Origin of the sequence: Dolichospermum sp. LEGE 00246 (genome assembly GCF_015207865.1) — a bacterium.
GTDB classification, from domain to species: domain Bacteria; phylum Cyanobacteriota; class Cyanobacteriia; order Cyanobacteriales; family Nostocaceae; genus Dolichospermum; species Dolichospermum heterosporum.
This window is the reverse complement of record NZ_JADEWA010000070.1, coordinates 1-16469: the sequence shown is the minus strand read 5'-3', so window position 1 is coordinate 16469 and position 16469 is coordinate 1. Positions and strand designations below refer to the sequence as shown.

Annotated in this window: 21 protein-coding genes and 1 tRNA gene; 15 read left to right on the top strand and 7 right to left on the bottom strand. The window is 38.2% G+C overall.

Annotation, left to right across the window (positions count from 1 at the left end; translation table 11 throughout):
* Window positions 1-140 precede the first annotated feature (140 nt).
* Both IQ228_RS07490 and IQ228_RS07485 read right to left on the bottom strand, forming a co-directional pair.
* Window positions 141-1466, bottom strand: a complete 1326-nt coding sequence (locus IQ228_RS07490; RefSeq protein ID WP_027402299.1) for a glutamate-5-semialdehyde dehydrogenase — start codon at window positions 1464-1466, stop codon at window positions 141-143.
* Between the two features lie 180 nt (window positions 1467-1646).
* Window positions 1647-1913, bottom strand: coding sequence for a hypothetical protein (locus IQ228_RS07485; protein WP_027402300.1), 267 nt, complete (start codon window positions 1911-1913; stop codon window positions 1647-1649).
* Window positions 1914-2468: 555 nt separating this feature from the next.
* On the opposite strand from IQ228_RS07485, the gene gvpA (IQ228_RS07480) reads away from it, so the two are divergent.
* From gvpA (IQ228_RS07480) to IQ228_RS07440, 9 genes are all read left to right on the top strand, one after another.
* Window positions 2469-2684 carry a gas vesicle structural protein GvpA gene (gene gvpA / locus IQ228_RS07480; protein ID WP_015080752.1) on the top strand — a complete coding sequence of 72 codons (216 nt, stop codon included), beginning with the start codon at window positions 2469-2471 and terminating at the stop codon, window positions 2682-2684.
* A 117-nt stretch (window positions 2685-2801) separates the two neighbouring features.
* Window positions 2802-3017 (top strand): gas vesicle structural protein GvpA, encoded by a 216-nt coding sequence (gvpA, locus tag IQ228_RS07475; RefSeq protein WP_015080752.1) that lies wholly within the window; start codon window positions 2802-2804, stop codon window positions 3015-3017.
* Between the two features lie 117 nt (window positions 3018-3134).
* Complete coding sequence (gene gvpA / locus IQ228_RS07470) at window positions 3135-3350, top strand: gas vesicle structural protein GvpA (RefSeq protein WP_015080752.1); 216 nt, start codon at window positions 3135-3137, stop codon at window positions 3348-3350.
* A gap of 301 nt (window positions 3351-3651) precedes the next feature.
* Complete coding sequence (gene gvpC, locus IQ228_RS07465; protein WP_027402301.1) at window positions 3652-4245, top strand: gas vesicle protein GvpC; 594 nt, start codon at window positions 3652-3654, stop codon at window positions 4243-4245.
* A 339-nt stretch (window positions 4246-4584) separates the two neighbouring features.
* Complete coding sequence (gene gvpN, locus IQ228_RS07460; protein WP_071992771.1) at window positions 4585-5664, top strand: gas vesicle protein GvpN; 1080 nt, start codon at window positions 4585-4587, stop codon at window positions 5662-5664.
* An 85-nt stretch (window positions 5665-5749) separates the two neighbouring features.
* The gene (gvpJ, locus tag IQ228_RS07455; protein WP_051424297.1) at window positions 5750-6223 is read left to right on the top strand and encodes a gas vesicle protein; all 474 of its coding nucleotides are present in this window, start codon (window positions 5750-5752) and stop codon (window positions 6221-6223) included.
* 112 nt (window positions 6224-6335) lie between these two features.
* Window positions 6336-6845, top strand: a complete 510-nt coding sequence (locus IQ228_RS07450) for a gas vesicle protein K (protein ID WP_080683857.1) — start codon at window positions 6336-6338, stop codon at window positions 6843-6845.
* Between the two features lie 46 nt (window positions 6846-6891).
* Window positions 6892-7629, top strand: coding sequence for a GvpL/GvpF family gas vesicle protein (locus IQ228_RS07445; protein WP_027402303.1), 738 nt, complete (start codon window positions 6892-6894; stop codon window positions 7627-7629).
* Between the two features lie 11 nt (window positions 7630-7640).
* Window positions 7641-8009, top strand: a complete 369-nt coding sequence (locus tag IQ228_RS07440) for a gas vesicle protein GvpG (protein ID WP_027402304.1) — start codon at window positions 7641-7643, stop codon at window positions 8007-8009.
* A gap of 146 nt (window positions 8010-8155) precedes the next feature.
* On the opposite strand, the gene IQ228_RS07435 is transcribed toward IQ228_RS07440, so the two are convergent.
* The gene (locus IQ228_RS07435; protein WP_027402305.1) at window positions 8156-8473 is read right to left on the bottom strand and encodes a hypothetical protein; all 318 of its coding nucleotides are present in this window, start codon (window positions 8471-8473) and stop codon (window positions 8156-8158) included.
* Window positions 8474-8619: 146 nt separating this feature from the next.
* On the opposite strand from IQ228_RS07435, the gene IQ228_RS07430 reads away from it, so the two are divergent.
* From IQ228_RS07430 to IQ228_RS07415, 4 genes are all read left to right on the top strand, one after another.
* Window positions 8620-9300 (top strand): GvpL/GvpF family gas vesicle protein, encoded by a 681-nt coding sequence (locus tag IQ228_RS07430; RefSeq protein WP_027402306.1) that lies wholly within the window; start codon window positions 8620-8622, stop codon window positions 9298-9300.
* A 38-nt stretch (window positions 9301-9338) separates the two neighbouring features.
* Complete coding sequence (locus IQ228_RS07425) at window positions 9339-11213, top strand: ArsA family ATPase (RefSeq protein ID WP_173401701.1); 1875 nt, start codon at window positions 9339-9341, stop codon at window positions 11211-11213.
* Between the two features lie 33 nt (window positions 11214-11246).
* Entirely contained in the window at window positions 11247-13079 is a 1833-nt protein-coding gene (locus tag IQ228_RS07420) for an AAA family ATPase (RefSeq protein ID WP_193962537.1), read from the top strand.
* A gap of 302 nt (window positions 13080-13381) precedes the next feature.
* Window positions 13382-13519, top strand: a complete 138-nt coding sequence (locus IQ228_RS07415; protein ID WP_160170621.1) for a hypothetical protein — start codon at window positions 13382-13384, stop codon at window positions 13517-13519.
* Between the two features lie 380 nt (window positions 13520-13899).
* Here the strand turns inward: IQ228_RS07415 and IQ228_RS07410 are convergent, their stop codons facing one another.
* Window positions 13900-14169: a hypothetical protein gene (locus tag IQ228_RS07410; RefSeq protein ID WP_193962536.1), complete on the bottom strand. Its 270-nt coding sequence runs from the start codon at window positions 14167-14169 to the stop codon at window positions 13900-13902.
* A gap of 15 nt (window positions 14170-14184) precedes the next feature.
* Here IQ228_RS07410 and IQ228_RS07405 point away from each other — a divergent pair, with 15 nt between their 5' ends.
* The gene (locus IQ228_RS07405; protein ID WP_035081678.1) at window positions 14185-14400 is read left to right on the top strand and encodes a DUF928 domain-containing protein; all 216 of its coding nucleotides are present in this window, start codon (window positions 14185-14187) and stop codon (window positions 14398-14400) included.
* A 40-nt stretch (window positions 14401-14440) separates the two neighbouring features.
* Here IQ228_RS07405 and mazG read toward each other — a convergent pair whose 3' ends face one another.
* Both mazG and IQ228_RS07395 read right to left on the bottom strand, forming a co-directional pair.
* Window positions 14441-15241, bottom strand: a complete 801-nt coding sequence (mazG, locus tag IQ228_RS07400; protein ID WP_193962535.1) for a nucleoside triphosphate pyrophosphohydrolase — start codon at window positions 15239-15241, stop codon at window positions 14441-14443.
* A gap of 4 nt (window positions 15242-15245) precedes the next feature.
* A complete protein-coding gene (locus IQ228_RS07395; RefSeq protein WP_193962534.1) occupies window positions 15246-15830 on the bottom strand; it encodes a metal-binding protein in 585 nt (194 codons plus the stop codon).
* Between the two features lie 156 nt (window positions 15831-15986).
* Between IQ228_RS07395 and IQ228_RS07390 the strand changes: the two genes are divergently transcribed.
* Window positions 15987-16059, top strand: a tRNA-Val gene (locus IQ228_RS07390).
* A 227-nt stretch (window positions 16060-16286) separates the two neighbouring features.
* Here IQ228_RS07390 and IQ228_RS26500 read toward each other — a convergent pair.
* Window positions 16287-16469, bottom strand: a 183-nt coding sequence (locus tag IQ228_RS26500) for a hypothetical protein (protein WP_228043745.1), incomplete at its 5' end; no start/stop codon positions are given.

Here is a 16469-nt window from a genome sequence, read left to right as displayed (position 1 = left end):
TGTGTATAAGAGACAGGGGGAGGGAAGAACAGAAGTTTTTTCCGATCATCACTCGTCAAAATAAATTTGACGAACTACTAGCGGCAGAGCCGCAATTCAGCATTCCCAGTCAGAGACTGGGAACGAGATTAATAGTATGATTACAAATCACGATGACTAAATGATTTTGCGTTTGCACCTGTGTAGGTTTTCACAATATGTCCATTACCAGACATTTGATATTTATATGTAATCAAACCTTCTAAACCAACTGGTCCGCGCGGGGGCATTTGTTGGGTACTAATTCCCACTTCTGCACCAAATCCATAACGGAAACCATCAGCAAATCGGGTAGAACAATTATGATAAACTCCTGCTGCATTGACTAAGCCTTGAAATGTTTCTGCGGCTGTGATATCTTCAGTAATAATTGCTTCTGTGTGGCGAGAACCATAATTTTCAATGTGGGATATGGCTTCATTTAAAGAATCAACTATTTTAATGGCTAAAATCAAATCACTGTATTCTGTTTGCCAGTCTATTTCTGTGGCTGGGGCAATATCTGGTAAAATTTGTAAGGTGCGCTGATCACCTTTTAATTCTACATTTTGTGCTTGTAAAGCTGCGGCAACTTGGGGCAGAAATTCGGCAGCAATGCTACTATGAACTAGTAAAGTTTCAATGGCATTACAAGCAGCGGGATATTGGATTTTAGAATCTACAGTAATATTAATAGCCTTAGTAATATCAGCGGCTTGATCTACATAAAGATGACAAATACCATCAGCGTGACCTAATACGGGAATCCGGGTATTGTCTTGGACAAATTTCACAAAAGCATTAGAACCTCTGGGAATAATTAAATCTACATATTTATCTAGTTGCAATAGTTCTAATATTTCTTCTCTACTGGTTAACAATTGCACGGCATCAGGGTTAACCGCAGTCTGAGATAATCCTTGTTTAATGGCTTTAATTATCGCTTCACAAGAACGTAATGCTTCTTTACCACCTTTGAGAATTACACCATTACCGGATTTAATTGCTAAGGAAACTATTTGAATTGCGGCTTCAGGACGGGCTTCAAAAATGATGCCTAAAACGCCTAAAGGACAGGTAATGCGTTTGAGAATTAAACCTGTATCAATTTCCCGATGAATTTGGACTTTACCAATAGGATCATCTAGTTTACCAACATCTCGCACACCAGCGATCGCATCCCTTAATTTATGTTCATCCAAAAGTAACCGTTTATATAGGGGTTTGGCGATTCCCACCGCTATCGCTGCTTGACAATCAGCCAAATTTGCTGCCAAAATATCATCCTTAGCCAATTCTAAAGCTTGAGCGATCGCTTCAATGGCTTGATTTTTATCTTCAGTGGAGAGAACTGCCAGCTTACTTGCAGCTTGTCGGGTTTGTTGTGCGATAGCTTCGCTTGCAGTAGGCATCGCACTTAAAGGAGAGACAATGTTGAGAATAGTCATAGTACGCCAGAATTTTCAAGTATCGTAACAATCTGTATCTTTTTCCCATCCTATCAATCTTAGTTAGACCTTGCTGCGTGGCATCAGCCATAAAAGTTATCTGTGAGGAAAATGAAAAAATTAGCCATTTCAGCTAATTTTTCCCTATTTTGCTCATTTAAGCCAACTCAGCCCAGAAACTCAACCTTCTTGAACTTGACGCTCAAAGTCTGAGCAAGTTTTTTCCACTACAGCCAGCGCAAAAGGATAGATATCTTGATGTTCTTCTTTCAACCAACCCAAGAGATTAGCCATCTGAGCATTCCGTAAATCTAAATCCGTCTGAAAAATAATTGAAGTTGCCATCGCTTGAGCATAATGGGGCGGATGACCCTGCTGAATAAACGCATCCACCAAAGCAGCTAAAGCCGTCTGTGAGACAGTAGGAGGAGTCCCTTGTATAGACATAGTTTTTAGAAAAAATAATTAATCAAATCATCCTACTTTATTTAAACAAAGAGTGGCTAATAGTAATAATACCTAATTTAAAACAGGAATTCACTCAAATTTAAGTGAATTTACCGTAACCAAGGCTTACGTACTGAAGAATAATTCTACTTATATTTTATATTTCCTACACATTTAAAAATAGTCTATTTACTTATTTCTCAGAGATACTTAGATACCATCTATGCCCTACTGCATTTATCTAAATTTTATTCCCAAAAAGCTAAAAATGTATGCCCAGCTTAGGTTCATGCGGTATATCTATATTAAAATAGAAGCAGATATCTCATATTTTAGTCAAATGTTAATCAAATAAAAACAAGAATATTATCCAGGCTCTCTAAGTAATATTGACAAGTAGTACGGACAAAATTATGAATAATAGAATTTACATTTATTTACATTTTTTTACCTTTCTATCTATTTACATCTTTTGGAATAAGTGATATTTGTATATTGTGGTTTGTTAAGCAACTAACTAACCATCAAAAGAACAGTGAGCTAAGGTACAAATATATGGCAGTCGAAAAAACTAATTCTTCCTCCAGCTTGGCAGAAGTTATTGATAGAATCCTTGACAAAGGTATCGTAATTGATGCTTGGGTTCGTGTTTCTTTAGTTGGTATCGAACTACTAGCAATTGAAGCTCGGATCGTTATTGCTTCCGTTGAAACCTACTTGAAATATGCAGAAGCAGTTGGTTTAACTCAATCAGCAGCGGTTCCTGCTTAATTATTAATTAAGTAGATTTTCAAAGCATAGTAGAATAACTCGAAGATTCAGAATCTGGCAGTTGTTCTCTAGATTCAGATGAATTCCACAACAACAGTGAGCTAAGGTGCAAATATTATGGCAGTCGAAAAAACTAATTCTTCCTCCAGCTTGGCAGAAGTTATTGATAGAATCCTTGACAAAGGTATCGTAATTGATGCTTGGGTTCGTGTTTCTTTAGTTGGTATCGAACTACTAGCAATTGAAGCTCGGATCGTTATCGCTTCTGTTGAAACCTACTTGAAATATGCAGAAGCGGTTGGTTTAACTCAATCAGCAGCAGTTCCTGCTTAATTATTAATTAAGTAGATTTTCAAAGCATAGTAGAATAACTCGAAGATTCAGAATCTGGCAGTTGTTCTCTAGATTCAGATGAATTCCACAACAACAATGAGCTAAGGTGCAAATATTATGGCAGTCGAAAAAACTAATTCTTCCTCCAGCTTGGCAGAAGTTATTGATAGAATCCTTGACAAAGGTATCGTAATTGATGCTTGGGTTCGTGTTTCTTTAGTTGGTATTGAACTACTAGCAATTGAAGCTCGGATTGTCATCGCTTCCGTTGAAACCTATTTGAAATATGCAGAAGCAGTTGGTTTAACTCAATCAGCAGCAGTTCCTGCTTAATTAAGTAAATTCCTAATATCAGGATTAATGAGTCTTTAATTTAATCCTGATATTCAACCTGCTTTTTTTATTATCTGTATATCCCTCTTCTATCAAAATCAGGTGAAACCTTCATTTTACTAGGTTGTCAAACCTTGAAAATCTGTTGATTTATCTAAATAGTGATGAAAGAAGAGCATTCTGAAATTAAGGTTTCTCAAAGGATATAACAAAAAAGCGGAAACCTCTGAAACTAGATTCAGTGGATTAAAAAATTCAGTGAACCTAGTTAATGCCAGTTTATCATTTTCTGGAGAAATTTATGACTGCTTTAATACCAAAAATTCGTCAAGAACGTCAGTCAATAGCTGAAGCAGTAGCTCAACTATTTCAAGAGACTAATGAATTCTTGTCTGCTACAACAGCGAAAAGAACCGCCCAAGCTCAAAAACAAGCTGAAGAGCTACAAGCGTTCCGTAAGCAAGTTGAGCAAACTAGCCAAGAATTTTTAGCAGCAACTGCTCAAGAACGCATTGCTCAAGCTCAAAAACAAGCAGAAGAACTACAAGCGTTCCATAAGCAACTTGATCAAACTAGCCAAGAATTTTTAGCAGCAACTGCTCAAGAACGCATTTCTAAAGCTCAAAAACAAGCTGAAGAACTACAAGCGTTCCATAAGCAACTTGAGCAAACCAGCCAAGAATTTTTAGCAGCAACTGCTCAAGAACGCATTGCCCAAGCTAAACAGCAAGCTGAGGAACTACAAGCGTTCCGTAAACAACTTGAGCAAACCAGCCAAGAATTTTTAGCAGAAACTGCCCAAGAACGCATTTCTAAAGCTCAAAAACAAGCAAAAGAACTGCAAGCATTCCGTCAGGATTTGTTTGTAAGTATTTTTGGTATTTCTAACCGTTAATCTCTCAGTACACAGAGTTTGTCTGTTAGAGAATAGGTCTAAATAGTAAGGCCCCCTGACATTCCAGGTGCAAAGCTGGTAAAACAAGGGGGCGGATAATAAAATTCAACAATGAGTTTAGGCCTGAAGAGTCGGCAGTCCATATTTAAACCGTAGCGACAGTAACGTATAGATTCAATTTAGCGTTAAATTTACTACGTTTATTAAACTGGAGTTCTTACTTCATGCGCTTAACTAATGGAACGATAATAGCACATCAATTGAGAAATTTCACATTATTCTCATAATATTTCTTTTTTCTGACAATCTTAATTTACTTACCATCTTCATCTCGTAATTATGACTAAAACTAATCATAAAAGAGCAGTTCTTCGTGTCCGTCCAGGGCAGTTTGTAGTCACACCTGCTATCGAGCAAGTCGCAATTCGGGCATTACTTTATCTCAAATCAGGATTCCCCATTCACTTACGTGGACCCGCCGGCACAGGGAAAACAACCCTAGCACTGCACTTGGCTCACTGTCTAGACAGACCAGTAATGTTACTATTTGGAGACGACGAATTTAAAAGTTCGGATCTGATTGGTAGTGAATCCGGTTATACTCACAAAAAATTATTAGATAACTATATCCATAGTGTTGTTAAAGTTGAAGACGAATTCAAACAAAATTGGGTTGATTCTCGATTAACTCTCGCTTGTCGTGAAGGCTTTACTTTAGTCTATGACGAATTTAACCGTTCACGACCTGAAGTTAATAACGTCTTGCTATCAGCATTAGAAGAAAAAATTCTGAGCCTTCCCCCTAGCAGTAATCAGCCAGAATACCTGAGTGTTAGTCCTCAATTTCGGGCTATTTTTACATCTAATCCTGAAGAGTATTGTGGAGTTCACTCGACACAAGATGCTTTGATGGATAGATTGGTAACTATTAATATGCCAGAACCAGATGAGATCACTCAAACAGAGATATTAATTCAGAAAACGAACATACAAAAAGAATCTGCTCACTTAATAGTCCGGTTAGTTAAATCATTTCGGATAGCTACAGGTGCAGAAAAAACATCAGGATTACGGTCTTGTTTAATGATTGCTAAAGTCTGTGCAGACAACAACCTTGTAGCAGAACCAGAAAATTCCTTTTTTCAGGAAATTGCTATGGAGATTTTGTCTAACCGTACCCATCTATCTGTCAATGAGTCTACAGATATTTTCCTGGATGTCATTTCTCAATTTTCCAACAAAGAAATCGAGATATTAAATGATGCCGAATTGGGTAGCTTGCCAACAATGGATACGCTCGCCAATACAGATTTAGGAAATGATGTTCCCTTAGAAAAAGAAGCTTCTGATTACGTAATTCAGCAAAAAAATAACGAATTCAAGGGATTTCAAAAGCCTTCAACCAAAGTTCTTAACTAATCATTAATGCTCCATATTTTTCGGAGCAAAAATCTTTAGTTTACAAAAATCATTGTGTTTATACTATTCAAGAGTTGAATTATTCGTGACTTCTACGCCAATACTGCCAACACGTCCTCAAACCAACTCAAGTCGAGCTATTAACACATCTACCCAGGGTTCGACTTTAGCGGACATTCTCGAAAGGGTTTTAGATAAAGGGATTGTAATTGCTGGCGATATTTCTATCTCTATTGCCTCCACAGAACTTATACACATTCGGATTCGCTTGTTAATTGCTTCCGTGGATAAAGCCAAAGAAATGGGTATCAATTGGTGGGAAACAGACCCTTATCTTAGTACCAAAGCTCAACGGTTGGTTGAAGAAAATCAGCAACTTCAGAATCGTCTAGAGAACTTAGAATCACAGATAAATTTACTAACATCAGCTAAAGTACAAGAGCAAATTTCGTTAGTAGAAACCACTGAAGATAATACCCATCAAACTACTGAAGATAATACCCATCAAACCCATGAAGAAAGTATTCCGTTGCCGATAGATTCTCAACTTGATGTCTAATTAATTGAAATTCAGGAGTTATCCATATCCAATTTATAAACACTGGAACTCTGGCAATTTTCATGATTAAATTACATCAAAGAAATTTAAACCTTTATGTGGAATCATAAAAATGGTCTACAGTCCAGTTGAAAACTCCAACGATTTTCTCAACGTCATTCCAGTTGAAAACTCTAACGAATTTCTAAACACCTCTCCTAAAAAGAAATCTAATAGTGAAACGGGTTTAGCTCCTTTATTATTGACTGTACTGGAATTGATACGTCAATTAATGGAAGCTCAAATAATTCGGCGGATGGAAGAGGATTTGCTCAGTGAATCTGATTTAGAGCGAACCGCAGAAAGTTTACAAAAGTTAGAGGAACAAATTTTAAATTTGTGCCAGATATTTGACATTGATCCAGCAGATTTGAATATAAATTTAGGAGATTTTGGTAGTCTTTTACCAGCATCTGGTTCTTATTATCCGGGAGAAACCGGGAATCGCCCTTCGATACTAGAGTTGTTAGATAGGCTTTTAAATACCGGAATAGTTGTAGATGGTGAAATAGATATAGGTGTAGCTCAACTAGATCTTATTCACGCCAAATTAAGGTTAGTTTTGACATCAAAACCAATTTAATTCCCCGTTATCAGTCGTAAATTTAGGTTTGATTTTTTTGCAGATTATGAATACTGGTCTTTATTTGTACGGCATCTTTCCAGATCCAATTCCTGAAACCGTTGATCTTCAAGGATTGGATAAACAATCTGTTCATAGTCAGGTGGTTGACGGCTTTAGTTTTTTATATTCGGATGCTTGTCAAGAAAAATATTTGGCTTCCCGTCGTAATTTGTTAACTCATGAAAAAGTTTTAGAACAAGCAATGCACGAAGGGTTTCATGTTCTTTTGCCTCTACGGTTTGGATTAGTTGTCAAAGATTGGGAGACAATCCAGAAACAACTAATTGAACCATATAAAGAGCAATTAAATGAGTTATTTCAAAAGCTGGCAGGACAAAGAGAGGTAAGCATTAAGATTCTTTGGGATAGTAAATCAGAATTGCAAGCCATGATGGAGTCTAATCAGGATTTGAAGCAGCAGCGCGACAACATGGAAGGCAAAAAGTTGAAGATGGAGGAAATAATCCAAATCGGACAATTAATTGAAAGTAATTTAGCTGCTCGCAAACAGACTGTTATTCAAGAGTTCTTTAATAACCTACATCCTTTAGCTAAGGAGATTATAGAAAGTGAGCCGATGACGGAAGAAATGATCTACAATGCAGCTTTTTTAATTCCTTGGGAAACAGAATCTGTATTCAGCGAACGAGTCGAAGCTATTGATCGAAAATTTGGCGATCGCCTACGTATTCGCTACAACAATTTTACCGCACCCTACACATTTGCCCAGCTTGCTTCATAGGAGCTTTTACTATGCTGACGAAACTTCTACTATTGCCAATCATGGGTCCACTTAATGGACTTGTCTGGATTGGTGAGCAGATCCAAGAGCGTACCAATACTGAATTTGATGCCCAAGAAAATTTGCATAAACAATTATTAAACTTACAGCTTTCTTTCGATATCGGCGAAATTTCTGAAGAGGACTTCGAGATTCAAGAAGAGGAACTTCTTTTGAAAATTCAAGCATTGGAAGAGGAAGCCCGCTTAGAATTAGAACTGGCAGAAGAAGAAGCACGCTTGGAACTAGAACTAGAACAAGAGGAAGAGGAAGACTTTGTAGTAAAACCTCAATTGACAACAGAAATTGATAGAGACAAGGATCTCGTCTTATTGCCCTAGTACCGCAGGAATAATAATTTTTAACGTCAACAGACTTATTGCAAGACTTAAATAGCGTTTAAGATGATAGTAAAAAACCCGCTTCTGCGGGTAATATTTTTGATTTAGTGTGTCCATTTTTACCAAATTCATCAAGATTCTATATCTTAATATTCAATCTCAAAAGTCTGGTAGTTATTGGATTCAACAACATTCTTTGAACGCACAATATTTTGAGCAGTGCTGGAGTGAGGTTGACGCAATTTATGAATCGTTTTTTCTGTGTTATCTATCTCATTATTGAGAGAATCTAACCGTTTTTGAAGTGTAGCCATTCGTTCTTTAATAGAAGATAATTCTCTGCTAATACGTTGTTTCTCAGCTACCATCTTATAAAGTTCTAATTGACTAGATGCCTCAGAGATATGTCGTGGCATCGTGCTAATTTTAGCTCTAATAATACTACGATGACGAAAGCTTTTCATGATAAAACCTGAATATTTTCTAGTATTATAACCAATAAGTTACTATTGTAAATACTGAATAATTTAGAACTAAATTTATCTGGTATTTGCATGAAGACAAATCTTATTAACTCCCACCGGAAAATAGTTTTATACAGGTGAAACATATGGAACTAGAAAACCTTTACACTTATGCTTTTTTAAAAACGCCTAGCTTTTCCTTACATTTACCACAAGGTTCTACTACTTCAGTAATTCAAATTGATGGAAATGGACTTTCAGCTATTGTCGAACCTGGAATATCTTTAGATTCATTTCAAGATGATGATGAAAAAATTGTCCAGATGGCTATAGAACATGATAGAGTCATTTGTGATATTTTTCGGCAAATTACAGTTTTACCATTACGTTTTGGAACTTATTTTGCTAATACAGACAACCTGCTAACTCATCTAGAATCCTATGGACAAGAATATCTAGATAAGCTAGAAAAAATCAATTGTAAAACCGAATTTATTCTAAAACTAATCCCTCGCATGATCACAGAAGAATCACCAGTTTTAGAATCAGGTAGACATTACTTTTTAGCTAAGAAGCAACACTATCAAAGGCAAAAAAACTTTATTCTTGCCCAAGCATCAGAAAAAGAAATCTTGATTAATTTCATCAGTAAAATCAATCAAATTCCCGTTATTATTCAAGAACAAGAAGAAGAAGTACGGATTTACCTTCTAGTCAATTACCAAGATAAAACCTTACTTTTAGAACAATTTTTAACTTGGCAGCAAACTTGTCCTCGTTGGGATCTATTTTTAGGAGAAGGTATTCCTCCTTATCACTTCATTTAATTATTTCTGCCAACTTTTGTTTACTTTTTTAGACTTTTATGAATCAATACGACTCACTTCACTTAGTCATGTTTAGCGGTAAAGGTGGAGTTGGCAAGACCACTATTTCTTGTAGTTTTGCTCGTTATTGGGCAAGACAATTCCCTGAAGAAAGAATTTTGTTACTTTCTACAGATCCCGCACATTCTTTAGGTGATATTTTACTTTCAAAAGTAAGAGATTATGCCTCGCCATTAGCAGATTTACCTAATTTGAGTGTTCAGGCCTTGGATGCTCAAAAACTGTTGCTAGAATTTAAAGCCAAATATAGTCAATTTTTAGAACTATTAGTGGAGCGAGGTAGTTTAGCTGACGGAGAAGACTTAGCCCCTGTTTGGGATTTAGACTGGCCTGGTTTAAACGAATTAATGGGGTTACTAGAAATTCAACACTTACTGTCTGAAAAAAAAGTAGATAGGATAGTAGTTGATATGGCTCCTTCTGGTCATACATTAAACTTGTTACGACTAAAAGATTTTCTGGATGTTATTTTAAACTCTTTAGAACTATTTCAGAAAAAACATCAGGTGATCACGCAAACTTTTACAGGAGGTTATACAAGGGATGAAGTAGATGACTTTTTAGCTGATCTCAAACTGCAATTATCAGAAAGTAGACGACTACTACAAGATGATACATTTACAGGTTGTTTAGTTGCCGCAGTTTCTGAACCCATGTGTTTTGCGGAAACAGAGCGATTCTTAGGAAATTTAAAGACTCTAGATGTTCCCTATGCGGGAATAATAATTAATCGAATTTTGACAGATTTAGATATAGAGCCAGACCGCTATGCGGAACAACAAAAATTTATCAATAAATTCTTAACAATTTCCCAAAATAAACCAGTTTTTGTCGTCCCTCAACAAAAAATTCAACCATTAGGTGGAGTTGCGTTAGATAATCTCGCATCTCAAATGCATACAATTGATAGTGTTGAACTTGTAACTCCGCCACTAATCCAATGGCCAGACAAAGTTTCCCCCAGCTTTAGTGATTTTATAGCTGAAGGATGTCAACTAATTATTGTTGGTGGCAAAGGAGGAGTTGGCAAAACCACAGTTTCTGCCGCAATGGGCTGGGCTTTAGCTAATCGTTATCCTGAGAAAAAGATCCGCATGATTTCTATAGATCCTGCCCATTCATTAGGAGATGCTTTTGGTCAAAAATTAGGACATGAACCTGTATTGTTAACTCCTAACTTAAGCGGACAAGAAATTGATGCCGCCCAAATATTAGATCAATTCCGTGCTGATTACCTTTGGGAATTAGCGGATATGATTAGTGGAGAAGGAACAGAAACTGAAACAACAGTAAATATTGCTTACCTTCCAGAAGCTTGGCGACAGATTATGTCTCAAGCTTTACCTGGTATTGATGAGATGTTATCCCTAATTACCATCCTCGATTTATTAGACAGTAACGAGCAAGATTTGATTATTTTAGATACAGCACCAACAGGTCATCTCCTGCAATTTTTACAAATGCCAACTGCTTTAGGGGAATGGTTATCTTGGATATTTAAGTTGTGGATGAAATATCAAAATGTCTTAGGTCGAGTTGATTTTATGGGACGGTTGCGACATCTGCGCCAACAAGTTGTCCAAGCTCAAAAGAAATTAAAAGATCCACGTCATACCCAATTTGTGGGCGTAATTCAGGCAGAAGCAGCGATCATCGCTGAACATATCCGCTTAACAGAAACGTTGAAAACAATGAAAATTCAGCAACGTTATGTAGTGCAAAATCGCTACAGCCAAGAACTGGCAACTGATAGTAGTTTGTTTCCCGAACAAACAATTATTCGTTTACCTAAGTTACCCAGATCGGTAGAACCACTTGCTAGAGTTCAAGGTGCTGCCAATCTTTTATTTTAAGAACTGTTTAGCATCAATTTTTGGAGGACTATTATGAGTGATTTATTCAAAGGATTTGAACAGTTACTAGAACTGGTAAAAACCCTAGAAGAAAAGGCAGAAAACGGAGAAATCAAAACCAATGTTCAGTTTAATTCCCGACCTTTAAGCAACATTCCCCGAACAGGAAATATTCCTCGCAGCAATAATATGGGTAATGATGTGGGTACAAGTCGAATGAACACTCCATCACCCCCAGCTTCAGGTGCAAGTCCATCAGATCCAGTTGTTCCTCCCGATCCCACTTCGGGTATTGCTCTTAAAGATATCGGTGGACTGAGCGAAATTCTCAAAGAACTCAAAGAACTGATTGCTATTCCCTTAAAACGTCCTGACCTACTTGCTAAATTGGGACTAGAACCCACCCATGGCGTATTGTTAGTTGGACCGCCAGGAACCGGCAAAACTCTCACTGCCCGGGCTTTGGCTGAGGAACTGGGTGTTAACTACATTGCTATTGTCGGGCCAGAAGTCATCAGTAAATATTACGGTGAAGCGGAGCAAAGATTGCGCGGTATTTTTGAAAAAGCCGCTAAAAATGCTCCCTGCATTATTTTTATTGATGAAATTGATAGCCTCGCCCCAGACCGCAGTGCAGTAGAAGGGGAAGTTGAAAAGCGTCTAGTTGGCCAATTATTAGGCTTGATGGATGGGTTCTCCCATAGCCCAGGGGTGATTGTCCTCGCAGCTACTAACCGCCCTGACCATCTTGATCCAGCCTTGCGACGACCGGGACGATTTGACCGGGAAGTCCAGTTTCGCATTCCTGACATCAACGGCCGCAAAGAAATTCTGCAAATTCTCACCCGCCCCATGCCCTTGGATGATACGGTTGACCTGGATTTTATCGCCGAGCGGGCGGTGGGATTTGTGGGGGCTGATTTGAAGGCCGTTTGTCAAAAAGCCGCCTATACCGCCCTCCGCCGTCAAGTTCCTTCCATAGAAGTGGAAGCTCCAGCAAACATGACGGTCAATCAAACTGATTTTTTACAAGGGCTAAAGGAAATCAAGCCGGCTGTACTTCGCAGCGTTGAAGTTGAAGTTCCCCAAGTGGCGTGGGACGATATTGGTGGTTTAGAAACAATTAAACAAACCTTGCGAGAATCAGTGGAAGGGGCTTTACTTTATCCAGAACTTTACCTCCAAACCAAAGCCGTAGCTCCCAAGGGGATTTTGTTATGGGGACCACCGGGAACTGGCAAAACTCTATTAGCAAAAGCTGTAGCCTCCCAAGCTAGGGCTAATTTTATTGGTGTCAATGGACCAGAGTTGCTTACCCGTTGGGTAGGTGCTAGTGAGCAAGCGGTACGGGAATTATTTGCTAAGGCGCGACAGGCAGAACCCTGTGTGATATTTATTGATGAAATTGATACCTTAGCCCCGGCAAGGGGAACTTACAGTGGTGATTCTGGTGTGAGTAACCGGGTAGTGGGGCAATTACTCACTGAGTTGGATGGTTTAGAGGTCGGTGCAAGTATTCTAGTAATTGGGGCAACAAACCGTCCTGATGCTCTTGATTCTGCTCTATTACGGGCAGGAAGGTTGGATTTACAACTTAAGGTAGATTTACCTGATTTAGCCAGTCGTTTAGATATTTTGCAAGTCTATACTCAGGGACGACCATTGTTAGATGTAAATTTAACCTATTGGTCTGAAGTCACGGAAGGCTGGAATGGTGCAGATTTAGTATTGCTATCCAATCAGGCTGCTGTAGAAGCTATTCGCCGTTTTCGATCGCAAGGACAGACGAATCCGGCTGATATCAGGATTACTAATGATGATTTTGAATATTCTTATCAAGTTTTAGTCAGTCAACGTCATGCTTAGTTAGATTCTCTCTGTCACCCTCGGCTGCAAGGAATTTGTCCGGGGGTCGGAAAACATAAAAAAGTAAGTGCAATGGCAATACTACTGGTACTTGTTTTCAGCGTTGCTACAACTGGATAGAATCGTTATGAATTGATTTAGCGATCGCTTTACAGCAGTTTCCGATCTGATAAGTTACAGATATTAATGATAAAAATCTTGTGGTGCGGGCATCTTGCCCGCCAAAAGTGTACCTCACCCTTATGGTAATCCGCTTTATTGAATTTAGTTTAGGATATTACAATTAAAACATTCATTAATTAATGAATTCAAAATCAGGAAATCCGCCAACTGAAATTGCCGAAGAACTAAAAGATTTATTTGTGCAAATTAACATTCATAAATATTTTGCCCGTCGAGGGTTAGTATTTGATGAAGCTACACTTCAGATTTTGAGTTAGTAACCATAAATAAAAAACATCAATGGCTGAGGTTTTCTCATTAGGGAGTTTGAGAAATTTGTTTTCTCAAGTGTTAACTTGATATTGGGATAAAACAGGAAATAAACACTAAAGTTATCGGTGTCCATATCTGTCTGGAGTTTGGTAATTTTGGGTAAATTTTATAGAACGGTCGAGAGCCTGTTTTTCAAAGCTATCTCTATTTTTCTGTTCAGAAAAAGGTAAAAGCTGCCAATTTAAAAAATGTAAAAGCGGCAAATTTATTTGATCAGGAAAATGGCTTTCGATAAACTCTCCCTGATCTCTAAAATGTGCTTTGATTACTATAGGCGATCGCCTGAATGTGTTGAGAAAATTCCCCCGCAGTGAAATACACTCAATTATTTATTTTCAGATGGGGTATTTTGTAGTTGTTTTAATTTTAATTCTGCTTCATAAATTTGGCTTTGAACTAACTGAAGTTGCCCTTGAGCCAGATTTTTTTGTATTTCCAATAATTCTGTTTCTTTGATAATTTTTTGCATTCGGATTTTATGTGAATTAGTTCTACCAGGCTGAAAAATGAATCCTATATACACAGTAACATTGTTAGCATCAAGAGTATTCACACCAGCAGAAATGTTGAATCCAAAATCGTTTTCGGTATTCACTGGAGTATCAGTGGAATGATGGGATCTATATATCAACGACAATTTGATGATTTAATTAAGCTCAAACCAGAAGAAAGAATTTCTTTTTATCTAAAAAAAGGAATCTGGTATGATGCTTTAAATGAAGCAGCAAATCTTTATTGTCAAGATTCTCGTTTTTGGCAGGAACTATTAACCCAGGCAAAATTGGAAATAGCTTTGAAAGAACCAATTAAATGTTCTAAATATTAATTTATCTTACGCAAATACATCACCAATTGCTATTTAGCACCTAATGACCAAGTTGGGCTTTAGCCTGTTGCCAAAGAGCATCTAATTCTTCTAAACTATAATCTGTCAACGGACGTTTAATGACATCTTCCATTTTTTGTAACCGTTGAATAAATCGCTGACTTGTCCCTTGTAACCCGGCACTAGGATCAAGTTTATGCCATCTGGCAATTTGAATAATGGCAAATAGTAAATCACCTAATTCGGATTCTTGTCTTTCTTTGGTTTCTTCAGCTAAAGCCTGTTGAAATTCCCCTAACTCTTCCTGGAATTTGCCCCAAACTTCATCTACATTGTTCCACTCAAAACCAACCTTAGCCGCCTTTTCAGATATCTTCATAGCTGCATTTAATGGCGGAAGACTACGGCGATAACGATTCAGTTGATCACTAAGTTTTTGGGTTTCTACAGTTTCACCTTTTTCCGCCGCTTTGATGGTTTCCCAATTTTTATGTACTTCATCTATGTTCGCCACAGTCACATCACCAAATACATGAGGATGACGACGAATTAACTTTTGAGAAATGCCCTCAGCGACTTCTTGCAAAGAAAAATCATTAGTTTCACTGGCAATTTGGGCTTGTAATACTACCTGTAATAATAAATCACCTAATTCTTCAGAAATAGCTTTTTTATCTCCTGTTTTAATGGCATCTACCACCTCATAAGCCTCTTCAATCACATAAGGTGTAAGACTTTCCGGTGTTTGTGCCAAGTCCCAAGGACAACCTTCAGGCGATCGCAATTTCGCCACCACATTTATTAACTCTCGTAACGCCTCTAAAGTCTGATTAATTTCCATCTTTTTACCGCTTTTTGACACTGCGACGACTGGGGATAACTTTACGTTTCTTAATTTTGCCACGAGGGAGTAAACCTTGAATACCCTGTTTTTGAAAGCGCTTATAACCAGAAACAGTCCAATCACTGCAAGAATGGCTCATTGCACCGAGTTCACAGCCGACAAAGAGGGCAAAAAATTCTCCATAATACATATAGATGGTCTTCCCCACAGTCCCCCACAGTTCCCCCCAGTTCCAAGCCACATTTCCCAACTTGGCGAAAATCATCACAACCACAATCGCCACCAACGCCAAAAAAGTCGTCAGATACACCACCCGTAAAGTTGTGCCAATAATCGGACCGTGAGATAAAAAAGAGCGATGGCGCAGACTTTTTTGATAAGGTAGCCAAATCCACCGCAGAAAACCCCAACGCTGGAATTGACGGGAGTAAATATCTAAATCAGGACCAAACATTAGCCCCCCAAACATAAACCCACCCGCCACCAACAAAGTCATATTACTGCTGTGAGTGGAACCCAGCGTTACACCCGCCACCACAGGCATAGACCAAATAGTAATGCGATCGTGCGTTTGACCAGAGGGCATCTTAGGAAAATTAAAAATATAAAATTAACAGTGAAATCCTGAGTCAGTATAGCTCAATTCCATTCCCATCAGCCTTTTCCATCCAGCAAAAAAATTTTTCTCAAAAGACTTGCAAAATTTAGAAAGGCTATGCTATATTAGTTGAGTGAAAGAAACGGGCGGTTAGCTCAGTTGGTAGAGCGCCTGCCTTACAAGCAGGATGTCATCAGTTCGAGTCTGGTACTGCCCATTTAAAAACAAGTCTACTTTTATATAGCAGTTTACAACTAGTTTGTGAACTGCTAAAACATTTTTCGGCTTTTAATTACATTAATCTCCACCTACCTCCGCTAATTTCCCATTGGAACCCCGCGGAGGTGGGTTTTTTTATGCCTGCTGTCAACAAGACTTCTTCTCTGATTCCAAATACAGCGATTTCCAATCATATAAGGTACATCGTAGCCCAATACTTGTCGGTTAAGGAAATGTAGGTTGGGTTGAGCGATAGCGAAACCCAACAAAATGATAATGTTGGGTTTCGTTCCATTGCTCCGCAACGCCGACGCGAACAACCCAACCTACCATATAATGACTTTTCAGGCTCAACCGAGCAGTATTGCATCTTAGCCCCCTCATCGCTTGCGGGGAGGGGGTTGGGGG